At 63.4% G+C, this 16,372-nt stretch carries 13 protein-coding genes; 3 read left to right on the plus strand and 10 right to left on the minus strand.

Annotated features, from left to right (window positions below; all coding sequences use genetic code 11):
* Positions 1 to 46: 46 nt before the first annotated feature.
* The 6 genes from NJC40_RS22205 to NJC40_RS22230 form a co-directional block, all read right to left on the minus strand.
* On the minus strand, positions 47 to 844 hold the full coding sequence (locus NJC40_RS22205; protein ID WP_253142317.1) for an acyl-CoA thioesterase: 798 nt from the start codon (positions 842 to 844) through the stop codon (positions 47 to 49).
* 187 nt (positions 845 to 1,031) lie between these two features.
* Positions 1,032 to 1,799 carry a CHAD domain-containing protein gene (locus tag NJC40_RS22210; protein ID WP_144403328.1) on the minus strand — a complete coding sequence of 256 codons (768 nt, stop codon included), beginning with the start codon at positions 1,797 to 1,799 and terminating at the stop codon, positions 1,032 to 1,034.
* 15 nt (positions 1,800 to 1,814) lie between these two features.
* The gene (locus NJC40_RS22215) at positions 1,815 to 3,815 is read right to left on the minus strand and encodes a transglutaminase TgpA family protein (protein WP_253142316.1); all 2,001 of its coding nucleotides are present in this window, start codon (positions 3,813 to 3,815) and stop codon (positions 1,815 to 1,817) included.
* A complete protein-coding gene (locus NJC40_RS22220) occupies positions 3,815 to 4,768 on the minus strand; it encodes a DUF58 domain-containing protein (protein WP_253142315.1) in 954 nt (317 codons plus the stop codon). Before NJC40_RS22220 ends, NJC40_RS22215 begins: the two co-directional genes overlap by 1 nt.
* A complete protein-coding gene (locus NJC40_RS22225; RefSeq protein ID WP_045492016.1) occupies positions 4,765 to 5,682 on the minus strand; it encodes an AAA family ATPase in 918 nt (305 codons plus the stop codon). The genes NJC40_RS22220 and NJC40_RS22225 overlap by 4 nt, the downstream gene beginning before the upstream one ends.
* A 266-nt stretch (positions 5,683 to 5,948) precedes the next feature.
* Positions 5,949 to 6,227, minus strand: coding sequence for a hypothetical protein (locus NJC40_RS22230; protein WP_045492018.1), 279 nt, complete (start codon positions 6,225 to 6,227; stop codon positions 5,949 to 5,951).
* A gap of 124 nt (positions 6,228 to 6,351) precedes the next feature.
* Here NJC40_RS22230 and NJC40_RS22235 point away from each other — a divergent pair, with 124 nt between their 5' ends.
* On the plus strand, positions 6,352 to 7,386 hold the full coding sequence (locus NJC40_RS22235) for a patatin-like phospholipase family protein (RefSeq protein ID WP_253142314.1): 1,035 nt from the start codon (positions 6,352 to 6,354) through the stop codon (positions 7,384 to 7,386).
* A 10-nt stretch (positions 7,387 to 7,396) separates the two neighbouring features.
* Here the strand turns inward: NJC40_RS22235 and NJC40_RS22240 are convergent, their stop codons facing one another.
* Positions 7,397 to 7,951 carry a TetR/AcrR family transcriptional regulator gene (locus NJC40_RS22240; RefSeq protein ID WP_045492022.1) on the minus strand — a complete coding sequence of 185 codons (555 nt, stop codon included), beginning with the start codon at positions 7,949 to 7,951 and terminating at the stop codon, positions 7,397 to 7,399.
* A gap of 184 nt (positions 7,952 to 8,135) precedes the next feature.
* Between NJC40_RS22240 and NJC40_RS22245 the strand changes: the two genes are divergently transcribed.
* Positions 8,136 to 9,305, plus strand: coding sequence for an efflux RND transporter periplasmic adaptor subunit (locus NJC40_RS22245; protein ID WP_373568477.1), 1,170 nt, complete (start codon positions 8,136 to 8,138; stop codon positions 9,303 to 9,305).
* Between the two features lie 21 nt (positions 9,306 to 9,326).
* On the plus strand, positions 9,327 to 12,452 hold the full coding sequence (locus NJC40_RS22250) for a multidrug efflux RND transporter permease subunit (RefSeq protein ID WP_253142313.1): 3,126 nt from the start codon (positions 9,327 to 9,329) through the stop codon (positions 12,450 to 12,452).
* Between the two features lie 237 nt (positions 12,453 to 12,689).
* On the opposite strand, the gene NJC40_RS22255 is transcribed toward NJC40_RS22250, so the two are convergent.
* From NJC40_RS22255 to NJC40_RS22265, 3 genes are read right to left on the minus strand one after another with little or no spacing between them, the layout of a single operon-like run.
* Positions 12,690 to 14,150, minus strand: coding sequence for an amidase (locus tag NJC40_RS22255; protein ID WP_045492026.1), 1,461 nt, complete (start codon positions 14,148 to 14,150; stop codon positions 12,690 to 12,692).
* Between the two features lie 5 nt (positions 14,151 to 14,155).
* Positions 14,156 to 15,385, minus strand: a complete 1,230-nt coding sequence (locus NJC40_RS22260) for an MFS transporter (protein ID WP_253142312.1) — start codon at positions 15,383 to 15,385, stop codon at positions 14,156 to 14,158.
* 10 nt (positions 15,386 to 15,395) lie between these two features.
* Complete coding sequence (locus NJC40_RS22265; protein ID WP_253142311.1) at positions 15,396 to 16,319, minus strand: SphA family protein; 924 nt, start codon at positions 16,317 to 16,319, stop codon at positions 15,396 to 15,398.
* Positions 16,320 to 16,372 lie beyond the last annotated feature (53 nt).

A 16,372-nucleotide genomic window follows, 5' to 3' on the forward strand; every position in this document is an offset into this window, starting at 1 on the left:
ACACCCGGCACCATAGCCTTCGCAGCTAAAGCTGCTCCTACGGGGGTTAGCCAAACACGGTCACGGTCTGGCGGCTGATGGCGATCAGCTCGCCGTCCGGCGCGCGTAGCGTGGCGGCCACATGGCCGTAGCCGGCCGCCGCCTGTTCAACCTGTGCATGGTAATGGCACCAGTCCAGTGTGGTGATTTGCGGTTGCGGGTGGATGAACTCGATGGTCCAGGTCAGTGAGCTGTGCGGCGCCGGTTTGCTCAGCCAGCCGAGCAGGCCGGGCGGCCATGCATCGACCAGTGCCAGAATATGGGCTTCGGTCAGTGGCTGTGGCTGAGCATCGCGCAGCCGTACGTAACCACCAATGGCCGGTGCCGGGGTGCCGCTGTACGGCAACCCGCCCAACCCCCACTGGATGTCCAGGTGCTGGAAGAAATCCGGCATGACGCCTTTGATAAATGGCAGCGCGGTGCAACGTTTGAGCGGCGGCACGTCGGTGCTCATCGGGGCCGGCGCGAAGCTTACTATCGAGTCGCGTGCAGCGCCGAAGCTGCCCTGAATCAGGGTCGTGACTGCGCCGTTTTGCACGGTGCGGCCCAGCACCTGGGTGACTGCTGAGCCTTGACGCAGGATGTCTGTTTCAAATGCGACCGGCACGTCAGGGGCCACCGGGGCGACAAAGGTGATTGCCAGCGAGCGCAGTTGTCGGCTGGCCTCGACCTGGGTGCGCATGGCCTGGTACTGCAGCGCTGCCACCAGGCCGCCAAAGCTGGCCCGGCCTTGCGCCCAGTGCCCGGGGATGGTCAGCGAATGAGGGTTATCGGCTACGGCGGCGAGCAATTGGGCAAAGGTCATGGAGGCTCCGTTCAGGTTCAGGATTTACAGATCGCCGCAGGCCCCGTGCCGACAGGTCTGGGCTGGCACCGAGATGTGTGTACTTAACAGAACAGGGTTGGATCTGGCGCAAGGCAGCCCGGCCAGCTTACTCAGTTCTGCAGGCCCGGGAAAAAGGCATTTGCGCCATAGAGCCGGTCGATATGCCTTATTCCGGGAAGCATGCCTGGGTCAGTCGCTGCAAGGCCGATTCGCCTTTGCTTTCGGCGCGGCTTATGCCGGTCTGCCATAGCGCTACACAGGGCGTCAGGTCCGCGTGCTGGTCGGCCAGCGCCAGCCATTGCAGGTGATCGTGCCAGTCGCCCAGCGCGCCTTGGGCGTCTTTGAGGCGTTTGCTCATGCCCTTGGGCTGGTGACTGAGGTCGGGATAGACCTCGGCGGCGTAGCGCACCCGTTTGATCAACAGGCGCAGGTGGTGGCGATCGTGTTCAGGGTCGGCAATGGCGTCGCGCAGTTTGCGCCACTGTTTATCCATGACTTTCTCGATGCTGCGGCGCAGACCGCGCACCAGCCCGGCGCGCTGCTGCTCTCGCAGTTGCTCCGGGAATTTGCCCAGCCGCTCGAACAACCGCTTGAGTTGCGGACTGCCCGCCACCCGTGGGCAGGCATCGTCCAGAAACGCTTCGCGGGGTCGGGCCAGGGCATGCCAACCGTTGTCGTGCAGTTGCGCGCACAGCACTTGCTGATCACGCAGTGGCGTGGTCAGGCGGCCGACTTCCCGGGCCGCATCTTCCAGCTCGTCGACCCCGCGAATCCCGCGCAATGGCCGCAGCAGGCTGCGCAGGCGCCTCACTGTGGTACGCAGGTCGTGCAGCGCCTCGCTGTCGGTGGATACCGCCAGGCGCGCCTGACAGGCATACAGCCGCACTTCCAGCGCCAGTACTTCGGCAATCAGATGGCTTACCATCGATGTCATGGTTGTTCCCCAGAGTCACGGATGTCGGTTCTTCGCGCTCGCCAGACGCCAGGGCAACTGACGACGCAGATTCTTCAAGGCGCGGCGCAAGCCATGCAACGAGGTCGAAGGTGCAGCATAGCGCTGGGCGATAAACTGCACGATGAAATCCTCGATGGCCAACGCCTGCTGCGGAAACCGCAGCGCGGCACGCTCACCGAATGCCTGAGCCCCCTCGCCCGGCAAGCGTCGCAGCCCATGGCGCGCCAATAACCGTTCGAACGCATTGAACAGACGAAGTTGCGCATCGCTTTCGCGCTGCCAGGGCTTGAGTACCCACAACACCCCCAGCGCCAATGCCAGCAGCAAGGCAACCACGAACGCCGGCACCTGCCAACCCGAGAACCAGCGATCGAGCACTTGCAACTGCTGCTGGCCCTGATAGCCCAACACCCAGCGCTGCCAGCCGTAGTTGAGGTTGTCCCAGCCCAGACGCAAATCGTTGAGCCACGGTACATGACGGTAGCGCAGCGCCGACATCGGTGCGTCAGCCAGAAACGCTTCATCGGCGGCCAGGGCCTGCTCCAGCCCTTGCTCGATACGCTGTGGCGCCACCGCAGCAGTCGGGTCGACAGAGCGCCAGCCGATTTCTGGCTGCCAATATTCGACCCAGGCGTGGGCATCGTACTGGCGCACGGTCAGGTACTCCCCAGCGGGGTTGAATTCGCCGCCCTGATAGCCGGCCACTACCCGGGCCGGAATGCCCGCCGCGCGCAGCACGAAAACCATCGCGCCCGCGTAGTGCGCGCAAAAGCCTTGACGGCTGGCAAACAGAAAGTCGTCGACACTGTCGGGCCCCAGCACCGGTGGCTTGAGCGTGTAATGAAAGGCCTGCTCACTGAACTCCCGCAGCACCGCCTCGGCCAGCCTGTCTGGCTGCCGGTAGCGACGCTGCAAGTCAGCCGCCCATTGCCGGGCCTGCGGGTTGCCCTTGGCAGGCAACTGCAGGGCCTGTAGCTGCAGGTAGGCATTGGGCTGCACGTCGCGCAACGCCTGCGGCCAGGCCTGGGCGGCGTACATCAACGACTGGCTGACCGGGCGGCGCCGCTGCAGGCGAAAGTCGCTCATCAGGCGCACATCGCCCTGATCGCTCTGGCTGACGTCCAGGCTGGGTAACCAGGGCTTGCCGCTCGGCTCCATCACGATGCTGTAACCCAGCGGCTCGCCCTGCTTTTGCCACTGCGCCAGTTGCACGCCTTGGGTCGGTGCCGACTGCGACCAGCGCCGGCCATCGAACTGATCGAGGGTCAGGCTGCGCCAGTACAGGCGGTTACGCGCCGGCAGCTCGCCGTCGAAGCTGGCGCGAAACACCAGTGCTGGCGAGCGACTCAGCTCAGCCATGTCCCCCGGCGCCATATTGTCTGAAAGCCCTGTCATGCCTTTGTTGCCCGGCTGTGGCAGCGACCAGATCGGCTCCAGCCGTGGAAAGAACAGGAACAGCACCAGCATCAGCGGTACGGCCTGGAGCATCAGCTTGCCGGCCAGACGCAACGTCGCGCCCGGATTGCTCTGCGGGTCACTCTGGTTCAGGCCAATCAGCGCCGCCAGCAAGGCGCCGACCGGCAACAGGGTGAACAGCCCCCAGAACAGGTTGCTCTCAAACAGGTAGCCCACCACCACACAGAAGAACCCAAGCAGAATCAGTACCAGCGCATCGCGCCGGGTGTGCATTTCCAGCATTTTCAACACAAAGGCGGCAATCAGCAGCGCCGCACCGGCTTCCAGCCCTATCAGGGTGCCTCGCGCCAGATAAACGCCGCCCGCCGTGCCAATCAACAGCGCAACCTTGACCCAGGCACTGGGTATCCGCGCGCGCATGCGAAATACCTGGATGCGCCACAACGTGCACACCAGCCACAGGCCGATCAATGGCGGCGGCACATGCATGACAAAGGGCACGATGATCAGCGCCTGGGCCAATAACAGCCAGGTCAGGGCGATGCGGCTGATGGGCAGGGAAAGCTCGGCTTTGCTCATCAGCGCACTCCGTACAGTGCCAGGGCGCGCAAGCAGGTCTCGCGATGACCATCACCGCTGTCGATGGCCACTTCAAAGCCGGGCAGGCGCATGGCAAACGGCTGCTGCCGCTGTGACAATTCCAGCACCCAATAACACAGCCGCGACAGCCGCTGCTCGATATCACCATCAAGCACGGTGAAATCCAGGCACAGGTCATGGCCGCTGAGGTCATTGAAATCCTTGACCAGCAACCCCTGCCCCCGCGACCAGGCTTTCCAGTGCAGACGCCGCAGGTTATCGCCGGGCTGGTAGCTGCGCAGGCCCTGATAATCATCCACCCCCTGGCCGCGGGTCAGTTGACCATCGTCTTCGGCATGCGGCTGTACCCCGGCCTGCAACGGCATGCGCCCGGCGACCGGCTGCGGGTAGATCAGCACCGTCTGCTCCAGGTCGAGCCAGGTCCAGGCACGCAACAAACCCAATGGAAACACGCTCTCGACCCGCAACCGCGGCGCGCGCAGCCAACCGCGGGCCTGGGCCGGCAGGCTTAACTCCAGCTCGCTGTTGCCGGCGGCGGGCACATTGCTTCTCAATAGGCTCAGCGCATCCCAGCCCACGCCAATGCACTGGTGGGCCGGACCGGCGCTGTCCAGGCGCAGGCGCAGTAACACGGTCTCACCGACAAATACCGCACGGGCGGCGCCAGCGCTGATGACCAGGCCACTGAGGTTGCGATAGGTATGGACGATGCCCAGCAGCCCCACCGACAACAGCAGGAACGTCAGGCCATAGGCCAGGCTGTTCTGATAATTGATGCCCACCAGCAGCATCAACAGCAATAGCCCGGCAAACGCCGCGCCATTACGGGTCGGCAGGATAAAAATACGCCGGTGATCGAGCACGATGCGCGTCGCCGCCGGAATGCGCCGCACCAACCAGCGTTGCCAGACAGGCTTGAAGCGTTCGATCACAGCGCTGGCACCTCACGCAGCAACCACTGCACCAACGCATTACCACCATGCCCGGTCGGGTCACTGCGCTCACGCAGCCGATGGCCGACCACCGCAGGCAATACTGCCTGGACATCTTCCGGAATCACATAATCGCGGCCCGCGATCAGCGCCCAGGCCCGCGCTGCCGCCAGCAAGGCCAGGCTGGCACGGGGCGACAGGCCAAAAGCGAACTGTGGCTGGCTGCGCGTGGCATCGACCAGCCGCAGGACGTAATCGACCAACGCATCACTGACCCGTATCTGGCGCGCCTGAGCCTGCAACAAACCCAGCTCGGCATGATCAAGCAGTGGCTGGATCTGCGGCAACAACAGACGCCGCGACTGCCCCAGCAGCAAGGCTTTTTCGGCTGTACGGGCCGGATAGCCCATCGAAATACGCATCAGGAACCGGTCCAGTTGCGACTCCGGCAAGGCGAAGGTGCCGCCGGAACTGAACGGGTTCTGGGTCGCGATGACAAAAAACGGGTCAGGCAGCAGCCGCGTGGCGCCTTCGATAGACACCTGCCCCTCTTCCATGGCTTCAAGCAGCGCGCTCTGGCTTTTCGGGGTGGCGCGGTTGATTTCATCGGCCAGCACCAATTCGGTGAAGATCGGCCCCGGATGAAAGGTGAACTGCCCGGTTTCACGGTCGAACACCGAGGTGCCAAGGATGTCGCCCGGCAGCAGGTCGGAGGTGAACTGAATACGTTGATAGCTCAGACCAAGCACCCTGGCCAGGGTATGGCTCAGGGTGGTCTTGCCCATTCCGGGAAGGTCTTCGATCAGCAGATGGCCGCCTGCCAACAGACAGGTAACAGCCATTCGAACCTGGGCTTCCTTGCCCAGCACGACCTCATTGATCGCGCTCAGACAGGCATCGAGTTTTCTCCCCATCACACAACCTCTCTTGACAGCTGATGGCCATTGCTGTGCCACAAGTAAGACACACTACGAGTAGCGTAGGTCTTTTCAGCATAGAGATGGTTTGATTCAAATGTTTTCTGTTAATTGGCGACTCAGGGCACCTCTAAAAACGTAGGCGAGGCAGCCAGCGCAAGGCAAAAACAGGCGAGCAAGCGGAGTTTACGGGTTGTAAATGAGCATTGTGAGCCTGTTTTTAACGCAGCGATGGCAACGCAGGTAGGTTTTAGAGGTGCCCGTCAGCGACCTGCACGCGACTCACGGATATAGAACCGGGCTTTCTCGGCCTTTTCAGTGCAGCCTTCGAAGGCTTCGAACTGTTGCTGGGTCTTGGCACCGGTCAACAATGACAGCGCCTTGGAGTAACTGACAGTGCCGGCAAAACCTTCGGCCTTGGCCAGATCCAGCTCTTTCCAGGCGGCGTCGAGCTGGTTGCCACAACTGGCCCGATAGCTGGTCTTGCCTGCACAGCCAGCCAGCGCCACGATAATCAAGGGCAGACAGATCCAGGCTTTCATGGGATGTTTCCTCAAACGTATTAGGGGGTAGCTGTTGGACGATGCCGTGCAGTGAAAGTGCCATGACCATCTCTCGAAAGCGTAACCGTTTTTGTAGTCATTTGAGACCACAGAGGGTGTTGTCATGAGCAAAAGAATCGCGCTGGTACTGGGCTCCGGTGGCGCACGAGGTTATGCCCACATTGGGGTCATCGAAGAACTGGAACGCCGCGGCTATGAGATCGCCTGCATTGCCGGCTGCTCCATGGGCGCGGTGGTCGGCGGCATCTACGCGGCCGGCAAGCTGGGTCATTATCGCGACTGGATCGAAAGCCTCGATTACCTCGACGTGCTGCGGCTGGTGGATGTGAGCTTTCGGCTGGGCGCAATTCGCGGCGAGAAAGTCTTCGGACAGATTCGCGAGATCGTCGGTGACATCAACATCGAAGACCTGGCGATCCCCTATACCGCCGTCGCCACCGACCTGACCAACCAGCAGGAAATCTGGTTTCAGGAAGGCTGCCTGCATCAGGCGATGCGCGCCTCGGCGGCGATCCCCAGCCTGTTTACCCCGGTCATGCAGGGCTCGCGCATGCTGGTCGACGGCGGCCTGCTCAACCCGCTGCCCATCGTGCCGGTGGTATCGAGCCATTGTGACCTGATTGTGGCGGTCAACCTCAACGCCACCCACCAGCAGCCTTACAGCCTGCCGGTCATCGAGCGCCCGCCAGCGGTGAAAAAACGCTTCGACCTGCTGCTCGGTTCAATCGGTTCGCGCCTGCCGTTTCGGCGTCGCCTCGAAGGCAACGAGCAGCCGCTGGCTGGCGAGGACCAACCCCAGCCATTCAACCCATGGCTGAATGAATCCAGTGCCGACCCGCAGGGCCAGCAGGCCGCAGCGGCCCCGGAAAAACCCGGCGCGCCGAAGTCCGCGACCGGCGCAATTGTCATCGACAACGTCGGCCCGGCGTCGCTGCTCGACCTGATCAACCAGAGCTTCGAGGTGATGCAGACCTCACTGGCGCAGTACAAGATCGCCGGTTACCCGCCGGATATCCTGATCAACGTGCCCAAGCGGGTGTGCCGCTTTTTCGAGTTCTACAAGGCCCCGGAACTGATCGCGCTGGGCCGGCAAATCGCCCGCGACACGCTGGATCGCTATGAGGGTGAGGGGCGCTGAAATAGTGATTTCAGGCCTTGCCTGCACCTTCGAGAAAGAACTTCAGCAATACCCCCGGCATCGCCGCACGGGCCACCCGGCCACGCCGCTCGGATTCGACCAGGCCGAAGATCATTGAACAGAACAGCTCGGCCAGCACCGGCGCACTGATGTCGATACGAAACACCCCGGCATGCTGGCCACGCAAAAAGAACGCATCCAGCGCATCGGAGTACGGCATCCAGCGGCGCATCTCGGCATCTTCCTGCATGCAGTCGGGGCGCCATTCGGCCATCATGAAGATCAGCATTTCCCGGTGGGTCAGATGCCCCTCGATCAGACGTTGCAAGGCCGTCAGGGGCGGTGCGTTTTGCAGGTCGGCATCGACAGTGGTCTGCAACATCAGCCTGGAACTGTGCTCGTGTAGCATTTCGACAAGATTTGCCCGAGTGCCGCAGAAGCGATTGAGGGTCGCCTTGCTGACCCCGGCGGCCTGAGCAATGTCTTTGAACGTGCCACTCTGATGATCGACCACGGCAACCGCCAGGGCCTTTAAAAACTTGGTGTCTGAAGCAGGTAGATCCATGAGACGGGACTTCACTCGGCAAGAACAGCGTGGGCGCCATTGTGCAGAAATGGCTCACAATCACAATGAATATTGCAAAATTGCTCACACAAGCATCACATGAGTCAATATTGACTCATATAGCACAAAGCTAGATCATTGCCAGCTTATTGAAAAGGACTATGGGCACTGCCCCGGGTGAGTAATGAGCAAAATGCACAGAGGGCGGATCGCTACGGCGGTGGCGCTGGTGGCCGTGTTGGGCCTGAGCGGATGTGATCAACAGCCAGCGGAACAGGCGCCGGGTGCAGGCGGGCCGCGCGAGGTCGAGGCCCTGACAGTCAAGGCAGAACCGTTCACGGTCATCAGTGAACTGCCCGGCCGGGTCGAACCGGTGCGGGTCGCTCAGGTGCGGGCCCGGGTCGCCGGTATTGTGCTGAGCCGCAACTTCACCGAAGGCAGTGACGTCAAGGCCGGTCAGGTGCTGTTCCAGATCGACCCGGCGCCATTCAAGGCCGCGCTGTCCAAAGCCCAGGGCGACCTGGCGCGTAGCGAAGCGACCCTGTATGACGCCCAGGCCACCCTTAAGCGTTACGAGCCGCTGGTGAAGATCGAAGCGGTCAGCCAGCAAGCCTTTGATACCGCCAAAGCCGCCATGCAGAATGCCCAGGCGGCGCGCCGGGCAGCCCAGGCCGATGTCGAGACCGCGCAGTTGAACCTTGGCTATGCGACGGTCAAGGCACCGATTTCCGGACGGGTCGGGCGTGCCGCCGTGACCGAAGGCGCGCTGGTCGGCCAGAACGAAGTCACACTGCTGGCCACTATCCAGCAACTGGACCCGGTGCATGTCGACTTTACCCAACCGGTCGCCGATGCCCTGCGCATGCGTGCAGCCATGCAGGACGGCCGGCTGCCCAAAGGCGGTGAAGAGGCCTTGACCCTGAGGGTCGAGGGCACTGACTACCAGAGCCGCGGCACCTTGCTGTTCACCGATGTGGATGTCGAGCGCAATACCGGCCAGGTGGCCTTGCGAGCGCGCTTCAACAACCCGGACGGCCTGCTGCTGCCAGGCATGTTCGTGCGGGTTCAGGCCCCGCAAAGCGTCGAGCCGCAGGCCATTCTGGTGCCGCAGCGAGCCGTGCAACGCAGCGCCGACGGCAATGCTCGGGTGATGGTGATTGGTACTGACGGCACTGCCCAGGCGCGCCCGGTACAGACCGGCGCGATGCAGGATTCACGCTGGCAGATCACCGCCGGCCTGCAGGCCGGTGAGCAGGTCATTGTCGGCGCCATGAACGGCCTCAACCCCGGTGACAAAGTGAGCGTCAAGGCACCCGATCACGTGCAAGCACAGGCCCAGCCTGCCGCCCGCTAAGCCTGACTACGAGGAACCGTCATGTCAGAGTTTTTCATCAAGCGGCCCAACTTCGCCTGGGTCGTCGCCATCTTCATCCTGCTGGCGGGGTTGATCGCCCTGCCCTCGCTGCCCGTGGCCCAATACCCCAACGTGGCACCGCCGCAGATCACCATTACCGCGACCTACCCTGGCGCCTCTGCCAAGGTGCTGGTCGACTCGGTGACCAGCGTGGTCGAGGAAGAGCTCAACGGCGCCAAGGGCCTGCTGTACTACAACTCGACCAGCAACGCCAACGGCATTGCCGAGATCAACGTGAGCTTCCAGCCCGGTGTCGACCCGGACCTGGCTCAGGTCGAAGTTCAGAACCGCATCAAAAAGGCCGAAGCGCGTCTACCCCAGGCGGTATTGACCCAGGGCCTGCAGGTCGAACAGGCCAGCGCCGGCTTTTTGCTGATCTACGCCTTGAACTACAAGGGTGATACCGCAGGCCGCAGCACCGTGGCGCTGGCCGACTACGCCGCGCGCAACGTCAATAACGAGCTGCGCCGGGTTCCCGGTGTCGGCAAGCTGCAGTTTTTTGCCTCTGAAGCGGCCATGCGGGTATGGATCGACCCGCAGAAGCTGGTCGGCTATGGGCTGTCGATCAGTGACGTGACCGCCGCGATCAGTGCCCAGAACGTCCAGGTGCCGGCTGGCAGCTTCGGCTCCAGCCCCGGTGCGCAAGGCCAGGAACTGACCGGCGTACTGGCCGTGAAAGGCACCCTGGACAACCCGGACGAGTTTGCCCGGATCGTGCTGCGCGCCAACCCGGACGGCTCCAACGTCACCCTTGGCGAGGTCGCGCGCCTGGCCGTTGGCAGCCAGGATTACAACTTCGACGCGCGCATGAACGGCAAGCTGGCAGTGGCCGGCGCGGTGCAACTGTCGCCGGGCGCCAACGCTATCGCCACCGCCGAAGCGGTCAAGCAGCGCCTGCAAGAACTGTCGGCCAGCTTCCCGGAAGACGTGGAATTCTCGATTCCCTACGACACCTCCAAGTTCGTCGATGTAGCCATCCAGAAAGTGATCTACACCCTGGTCGAGGCCATGGTCCTGGTGTTTCTGGTGATGTTCCTGTTTCTGCAGAATATCCGCTACACCCTGATCCCCAGCATCGTGGTGCCGGTGTGTCTGGCCGGCACCCTGGCAATCATGTACCTGCTGGGCTTCTCGGTGAACATGATGACCATGTTCGGCATGGTCCTGGCCATCGGCATTCTGGTCGATGACGCCATCGTGGTGGTCGAGAACGTCGAGCGGATCATGGCCGAAGAAGGCCTGTCGCCGGCCGCAGCTACGGTCAAGGCCATGGGCCAGGTGTCTGGCGCGATTGTCGGCATCACCCTGGTGCTGTCGGCGGTGTTCCTGCCGCTGGCGTTCATGGGCGGTTCGGTGGGCGTGATTTACCAGCAGTTCTCGCTGTCGCTGGCGGTGTCGATCCTGTTCTCGGGCTTCCTGGCCCTGACCTTCACCCCGGCGCTGTGCGCTACCCTGCTCAAGCCCATTGCCAAGGGCCATCATGAAAAAACCGGTTTCTTCGGTGGCTTCAACCGCCGCTTCGGGCGCCTGACCGAGCGCTATACGGCGCTCAATTCGAGCCTGCTGCAACGCGCCGGGCGCTACATGCTGATCTATGTCGGCATCGTCGCCCTGCTGGGTTTCTTCTACCTGCGCCTGCCGGAGTCCTTCGTGCCCATCGAAGACCAGGGCTACACCATCGTCGATGTCCAGTTACCGCCCGGCGCGACACGGGCACGTACCGACGCGACCGCCCAGCAACTGGAACAGTGGCTGATGAATCGCGAAGCCACCGATGCGGTGACCATGATTCTTGGTTTCAGCTTCTCTGGTATGGGCGAGAACGCCGCGCTGGCCTTCCCGACCCTCAAGGACTGGTCAGTGCGGGGCGACGGCCAGTCAGCCGCCGATGAAGCCGCTGCCTTCAATCAGGCGTTTGCCAGCATCAACGACGGCGCGGTCATGGCGGTCACGCCGCCGCCCATCGAAGGCCTGGGCACCTCCGGCGGTTTCTCGTTGCGCCTGCAGGACCGTGGCGGTCTTGGCCGTGAAGCACTGATCCAGGCACGCAACCAGTTGCTTGGTCAGGCCAACGGTAACCCGCTGATTCTCTACGCGATGATGGAAGGTCTGGCCGAGGCACCACAGTTGCGTCTGGATATCGACCGGGAAAAAGCCCGCACGCTGGGGGTGAGCTTCGAGTCGATCAGCAATGCACTGTCCACCGCCTTCGGCTCGGCCACGGTTGGCGATTTCGCCAATGCCGGACGCCAGCAACGGGTGGTGGTGCAGGCCGAATCCGCCTCGCGGATGACCCCGGAGAGCGTACTCAAGCTGTTCGTGCCCAACAGCAGCGGTACACCGGTGCCGATGGGCGCGTTCATCACCACACGCTGGGAAGAAGGCCCGGTGCAGATCGCCCGCTACAACGGTTACCCGTCGTTCTCGATTGCCGGTGACGCTGCGCCCGGCGTCAGCACCGGTGCCGCGATGGCGGAGCTGGAGCGGATCATGGCGCAGTTGCCCGAGGGCATCGGCTATGAATGGACGGGCCTTTCGTACCAGGAGAAGATCGCCAGCGGCCAGGCGACGACGCTGTTCGTACTGGCGCTGCTGGTGGTCTTTCTGCTGATGGTGGCGCTGTATGAAAGCTGGGCGATTCCGCTGGTGGTCATGCTTATCGTACCGGTCGGTGCCTTGGGTGCGGTGCTGGCGGTGACTGCGGTCGGGCTGCCTAACGACGTGTACTTCAAGGTCGGCCTGATCACCATCATCGGTCTGGCGGCGAAGAACGCCATCCTGATCGTGGAATTTGCCAAGGAAGAGTGGGAAAAAGGCAAGCCGCTGCGTGAAGCAGCGCTGGAAGCGGCACGCCTGCGCTTCCGACCGATCGTGATGACCTCGCTGGCGTTCATTCTCGGCGTGGTGCCGCTGACGCTGGCGACCGGTGCCGGGGCCGCCAGCCAGCGGGCGCTGGGTACCGGAGTGATCGGCGGGATGCTCAGCGCGACCTTGCTGGGAGTGATTCTGGTGCCGATCTTCTTTGTCTGGGTGCTGTCAGTGCTGCGGCGCAAGCCGCATGGGCATGAAGAGCGTCAGGAGGCGTAGCCGCCCAGCCAGCACCGGACCTTTTGGGAGCGGCCGGGCTGCGATCCGCTTCAGCCGCGAAATGTTCGCGGCTGAAACCAATACTGGTCAGATACGCACCGAGGACCCTGTGGCAAGAGCCGGCCGGCGCCCCGGTCTGCTCGCGAAGAGGCCAGTAAAATCACAGCATCTGCTGCGAATGTGCTGCCGTCTTCGCGAGCAAGCTCGCTCCCACAGAGAATTTGCGAGGCCGTGATATCAGCGAGGCTGACTGCCCATGGCATTGACCGGCGGCACCCGGCCGCGCCATGGGCGGGCGCGTTCGAGTTGGGCGGCCAGGGACAACAGCAATGACTCTTCGCCAAACCGGCCCATGAAATGCGCCCCCAGCGGTAACCCGCTCGGGCTCCAGTACAACGGCACCGACATCGCTGGCTGGCCGCTGGCGTTGCACAGGGCGGTGTACGGCGAGTAGCTGTGGAAATGCTCGATCAGTTGCTGCAGCGACCAGCGGTCGCTCTCGACCTGTAGCTCACCGAGGCGTGGCGGCAGGCGGGCCAGGGTCGGGGTAAGGATCACATCGTAGTTCTGCATGAACCCCGCCATACGCCGGCCAAACGCATGAATCCACTCTACCGCGCCGGCATATTGGGCACCGGTTACTTCGCCTTTATCACGCAGGATGATCCGGGTACGGGCTTCGACTTCGTCGAGGCTGACCGGCGCGCCGCGCATTTGCCCCAATACATCGAGGTAGTTGCGGGTGCTGGCGCCGATGATGGTGAATACCTGATCGAGAAACGCCTCAAGGTCCACCGGCAGGCTTTCCTGCACCACCCGATGCCCCAGCGACTCGCAGAGCGTGGCTGCATCGCGCAGCGCTGCCTGACTGTCAGCAGACACCGGCCACGGACCGACCTGTTCGACCAGTGCGATGCGCAGCGGCGCCGGCTCGTCGAGCACTGCCAGCCGATAGGGCCGCGCCGCCAGCGGTGCGGCATAGGGTGCGCCCAGGTCAGTGCCAGCGGTAGCATCAAGCAGGGCGGCGCTGTCGCGCACGCTCAGGGTGATCGCGTGACCGGTGCCCATGCCCGCCCAGCCTTCGCCCACGATCGGCCCGGACGGCAGCAAGCCACGACTGGGCTTGAAGCCAAACACCCCGCAGCACGACGCCGGCACCCGCAGTGAGCCGCCGCCATCATTACCGTGGGCAAAAGGCACCACCCGTGCCGCGACCAAGGCCGCCGCCCCGCCGCTGGAGCCGCCGCTGCTGTGCTCCAGGCTCCATGGGTTGCCGGTGGCGCCGAAGCGCTGAGATTCGGTGGTGTACGAGGTGCCGAACTCCGGCGAGGTGCTGGTGCCCATCAACAGGCACCCGCTGCGCCGCAGGCGGCTGACCAGTTCGCCGTCGAAATCCGGCCGCGCCAGGCCCAGGGCATGGGAGCCATTGCTCATCAATGCGCCGGCCAGCGGCGAGAACAGGTCCTTGACCAGCGTCGGCACGCCCGCGAATGGCCCCAGCCGACTGGCCGGTTGTCGGGCGGCTGCACGGGCATCGTCATACAGCCGCTCGACCACCGCGTTAAGCTGCGGCTCGACCCGCTCCAGGCGCACGATGGCCGCCTCCAGCAGTTCAGCGGGGTGTAGCTCGGCATTGCGCACCCGGGTGGCCAGGCCGGTGCCGTCTTCCTGATCGAACAAATTGTGGATGTCTTGCATGTCGGTCATTCCTGATGATTCAAAGAAGAAGCCGCTGGCGCAATGCCCTGGCGACGCTGTACAGCAATCAGGGCGCAGAGCAGTGCCACGCCGAACCCGGCCAGCGCCAGGCAGAAGATCGCCTGAGGGATGCCGCCGGCCTGGGCGGCCACCGCCAGCACGACGATGGGGCTGATGAACTGGCCCAGATACAGGCACGCGGTAAAGCCACCCAGGCCACGACCCCGAGTGCGCGCGGTCAGCGCATTCATCACCGGGGCCATGACGTTAGGCACCAGCAGCCCGGCCCCAAGGCCGTGAATGAACACCGCCAACAGCACAGCGTTGTAGCTTTGTGCGCGCATCAGCAGCCACAGCCCCAGGCCCATCAGGCACAGCAAGGCCGCATTGCAACCCGGCACCCCGAGGCGACGGCGCAGCAACGGCCAGCCCAGCGAGCCGAACAGGGTCGAGAGCAGCCCCAGACCTGCCGACAGCCCGATCAGGGTGCTCGACGTCACGCCCATGGCCACCAGCAGGCCGGGCGTCTGGATCGGCACCACGAAGGTCAGGATCATGCCGCCGAGCACCAGCGCATAGCCGATCAACACGCCCGCCAGAGACACCCGGGCGCCCTCTTCGCCCGCCACCTGAGCGACTTGCCGGTTCGGCTCCCAGAGCCAGCGGGCCATCAATGGCAGCAGCAGTAACGGCAACAGATACAGCGCGAACGGCCAGCGCCACGAGTGTTCGCCCAGCGCCCCACCGGCGACGAAAAACAGCGCGCCAACCAGGCCGATGGTCACCACCTGGCGGTTGACGTAGCGCAGCCGTTCTTCGCCATGCCAATAGTCGGCGATCAAGGCGGCGCAGCAGGTCATCACCGCCGCCTCAGCGCAGCCGAACAACATGCGCACCGCAACAATCGCCCGCAAGTCATCGAGCAGCAGCGGCAAGGCGCCCAGCAGCGCATAGAGCAAGGTACCGAGCACGAGCAGGTTCTTGCGCCCCAGTCGGTCGGCCAGCCAGCCGGCCAGGGGCGCAAACAGCGCGATGGCCAGCGCCGGACCGGTCACCGCCAGCGGCACCAGCACCTCGGCATGGGCGGTGGTCGGGCCGAATTCGGCGCCGATACGCGGCAGCACCGGCGCGATCATCACCGAACCCATAATGGTCAGGCTCGAACCCAACATCAGTAACACGCCCTCACGGCGCCCACGGGCAACCCGGAGGCTGCCCTCATGTGCAGTAGTCATGCTGAAGTCCTCAGAAACTGTGGGCGATGCGCAAGGCGACGGTGTAGCCCTCGGCCCGGTTGCGGGCGTCGAACTCTTTGTAGGCATGCAGCCAGACTGGCGGCAGGCCCGGCTTGAAGTAACTCAGCGCCGGCCCTACCGCCATGACCCGGGCACGGTTGCCGGTGGTCAGGTTCGGTGCGTCGTCGTCACTGAACTGGCGGTAGTAGTAGCCGCCGATGCCCGCTGTCCATGGCCCGAAGTGCTGGCCCACGGCAAACTCGTGGCGGTACTCGACGCCGTTTTTGTAATCGGTGGCGTTGTTGCGGGTGTTGACGTCGACCTCGAAGCTAGACGACACCTCAAAGCCGCTGTCACTGATCCAGGTGCCATTAACGATCGGCGAGAAGGTCCAGTGATTGAGGCCGGGAGAAATCAGGCGGTTTTTATCGTAGTCGCCGGTCGGTGCCTGAATCTGGAATTGCGCGTTGACGAACAGGTTCGGCGACAGGTTCCACTGCAGGATCAGCGGGGTTATTTGCACGTCAGCCAAGCGAAACGGATCGGCCTCGAACTCCAGCCGCCCGACCGGTGTGTCGATGCCGAGTTCGGCGTCCATTTTGAAGAACGGCACCACCGTACTGAAGCCGTAATTGGCACCGAACAGTTGGTAGTCGGTCATGCGAATGTAGGCCAGCCCCAACGACAGCACACTCAGGGAAAAGTCATTGTTGACGTCGTTGCCGCGGCGGTCTTTCTGCACCTTGGCCGAATAAAAGGAAGTGCGCAGGCCCAGCGTACCGTTGGGGGTGACCGGCGGTGTCATCCCGGCACCGAAGTCATAAACCCCGACAGCGGTGGTGGGTGCACCGTTCTCGGTCGCCAGGGCGGTCCCGCACAGCCCTGCCAGCGTGGCCAGTAACAAAACCCGCGCGTTGTTGTTTTTATGGTTCATGGGATGCCCCTTGTTTAGTGTCAGGGACATCCTCGACGGTAGCGGCCAAAGGC

This window comes from Pseudomonas sp. 21LCFQ02 (assembly GCF_024129895.2).
GTDB lineage: Bacteria > Pseudomonadota > Gammaproteobacteria > Pseudomonadales > Pseudomonadaceae > Aquipseudomonas.

What these genes read in the sequence shown, in the direction of transcription:
- NJC40_RS22205 (WP_253142317.1), bottom strand. Translation starts at nt 844, where the DNA reads ATGACCTTTGCCCAATTGCTCGCCGCCGTAGCCGATAACCCTCATTCG.
- NJC40_RS22210 (WP_144403328.1), bottom strand. Translation starts at nt 1,799, where the DNA reads ATGACATCGATGGTAAGCCATCTGATTGCCGAAGTACTGGCGCTGGAA.
- NJC40_RS22215 (WP_253142316.1), bottom strand. Translation starts at nt 3,815, where the DNA reads ATGAGCAAAGCCGAGCTTTCCCTGCCCATCAGCCGCATCGCCCTGACC.
- NJC40_RS22225 (WP_045492016.1), bottom strand. Translation starts at nt 5,682, where the DNA reads ATGGGGAGAAAACTCGATGCCTGTCTGAGCGCGATCAATGAGGTCGTG.
- NJC40_RS22230 (WP_045492018.1), bottom strand. Translation starts at nt 6,227, where the DNA reads ATGAAAGCCTGGATCTGTCTGCCCTTGATTATCGTGGCGCTGGCTGGC.
- NJC40_RS22235 (WP_253142314.1), top strand. Translation starts at nt 6,352, where the DNA reads ATGAGCAAAAGAATCGCGCTGGTACTGGGCTCCGGTGGCGCACGAGGT.
- NJC40_RS22240 (WP_045492022.1), bottom strand. Translation starts at nt 7,951, where the DNA reads ATGGATCTACCTGCTTCAGACACCAAGTTTTTAAAGGCCCTGGCGGTT.
- NJC40_RS22245 (WP_373568477.1), top strand. Translation starts at nt 8,136, where the DNA reads ATGAGCAAAATGCACAGAGGGCGGATCGCTACGGCGGTGGCGCTGGTG.
- NJC40_RS22250 (WP_253142313.1), top strand. Translation starts at nt 9,327, where the DNA reads ATGTCAGAGTTTTTCATCAAGCGGCCCAACTTCGCCTGGGTCGTCGCC.
- NJC40_RS22255 (WP_045492026.1), bottom strand. Translation starts at nt 14,150, where the DNA reads ATGCAAGACATCCACAATTTGTTCGATCAGGAAGACGGCACCGGCCTG.
- NJC40_RS22260 (WP_253142312.1), bottom strand. Translation starts at nt 15,385, where the DNA reads ATGACTACTGCACATGAGGGCAGCCTCCGGGTTGCCCGTGGGCGCCGT.
- NJC40_RS22265 (WP_253142311.1), bottom strand. Translation starts at nt 16,319, where the DNA reads ATGAACCATAAAAACAACAACGCGCGGGTTTTGTTACTGGCCACGCTG.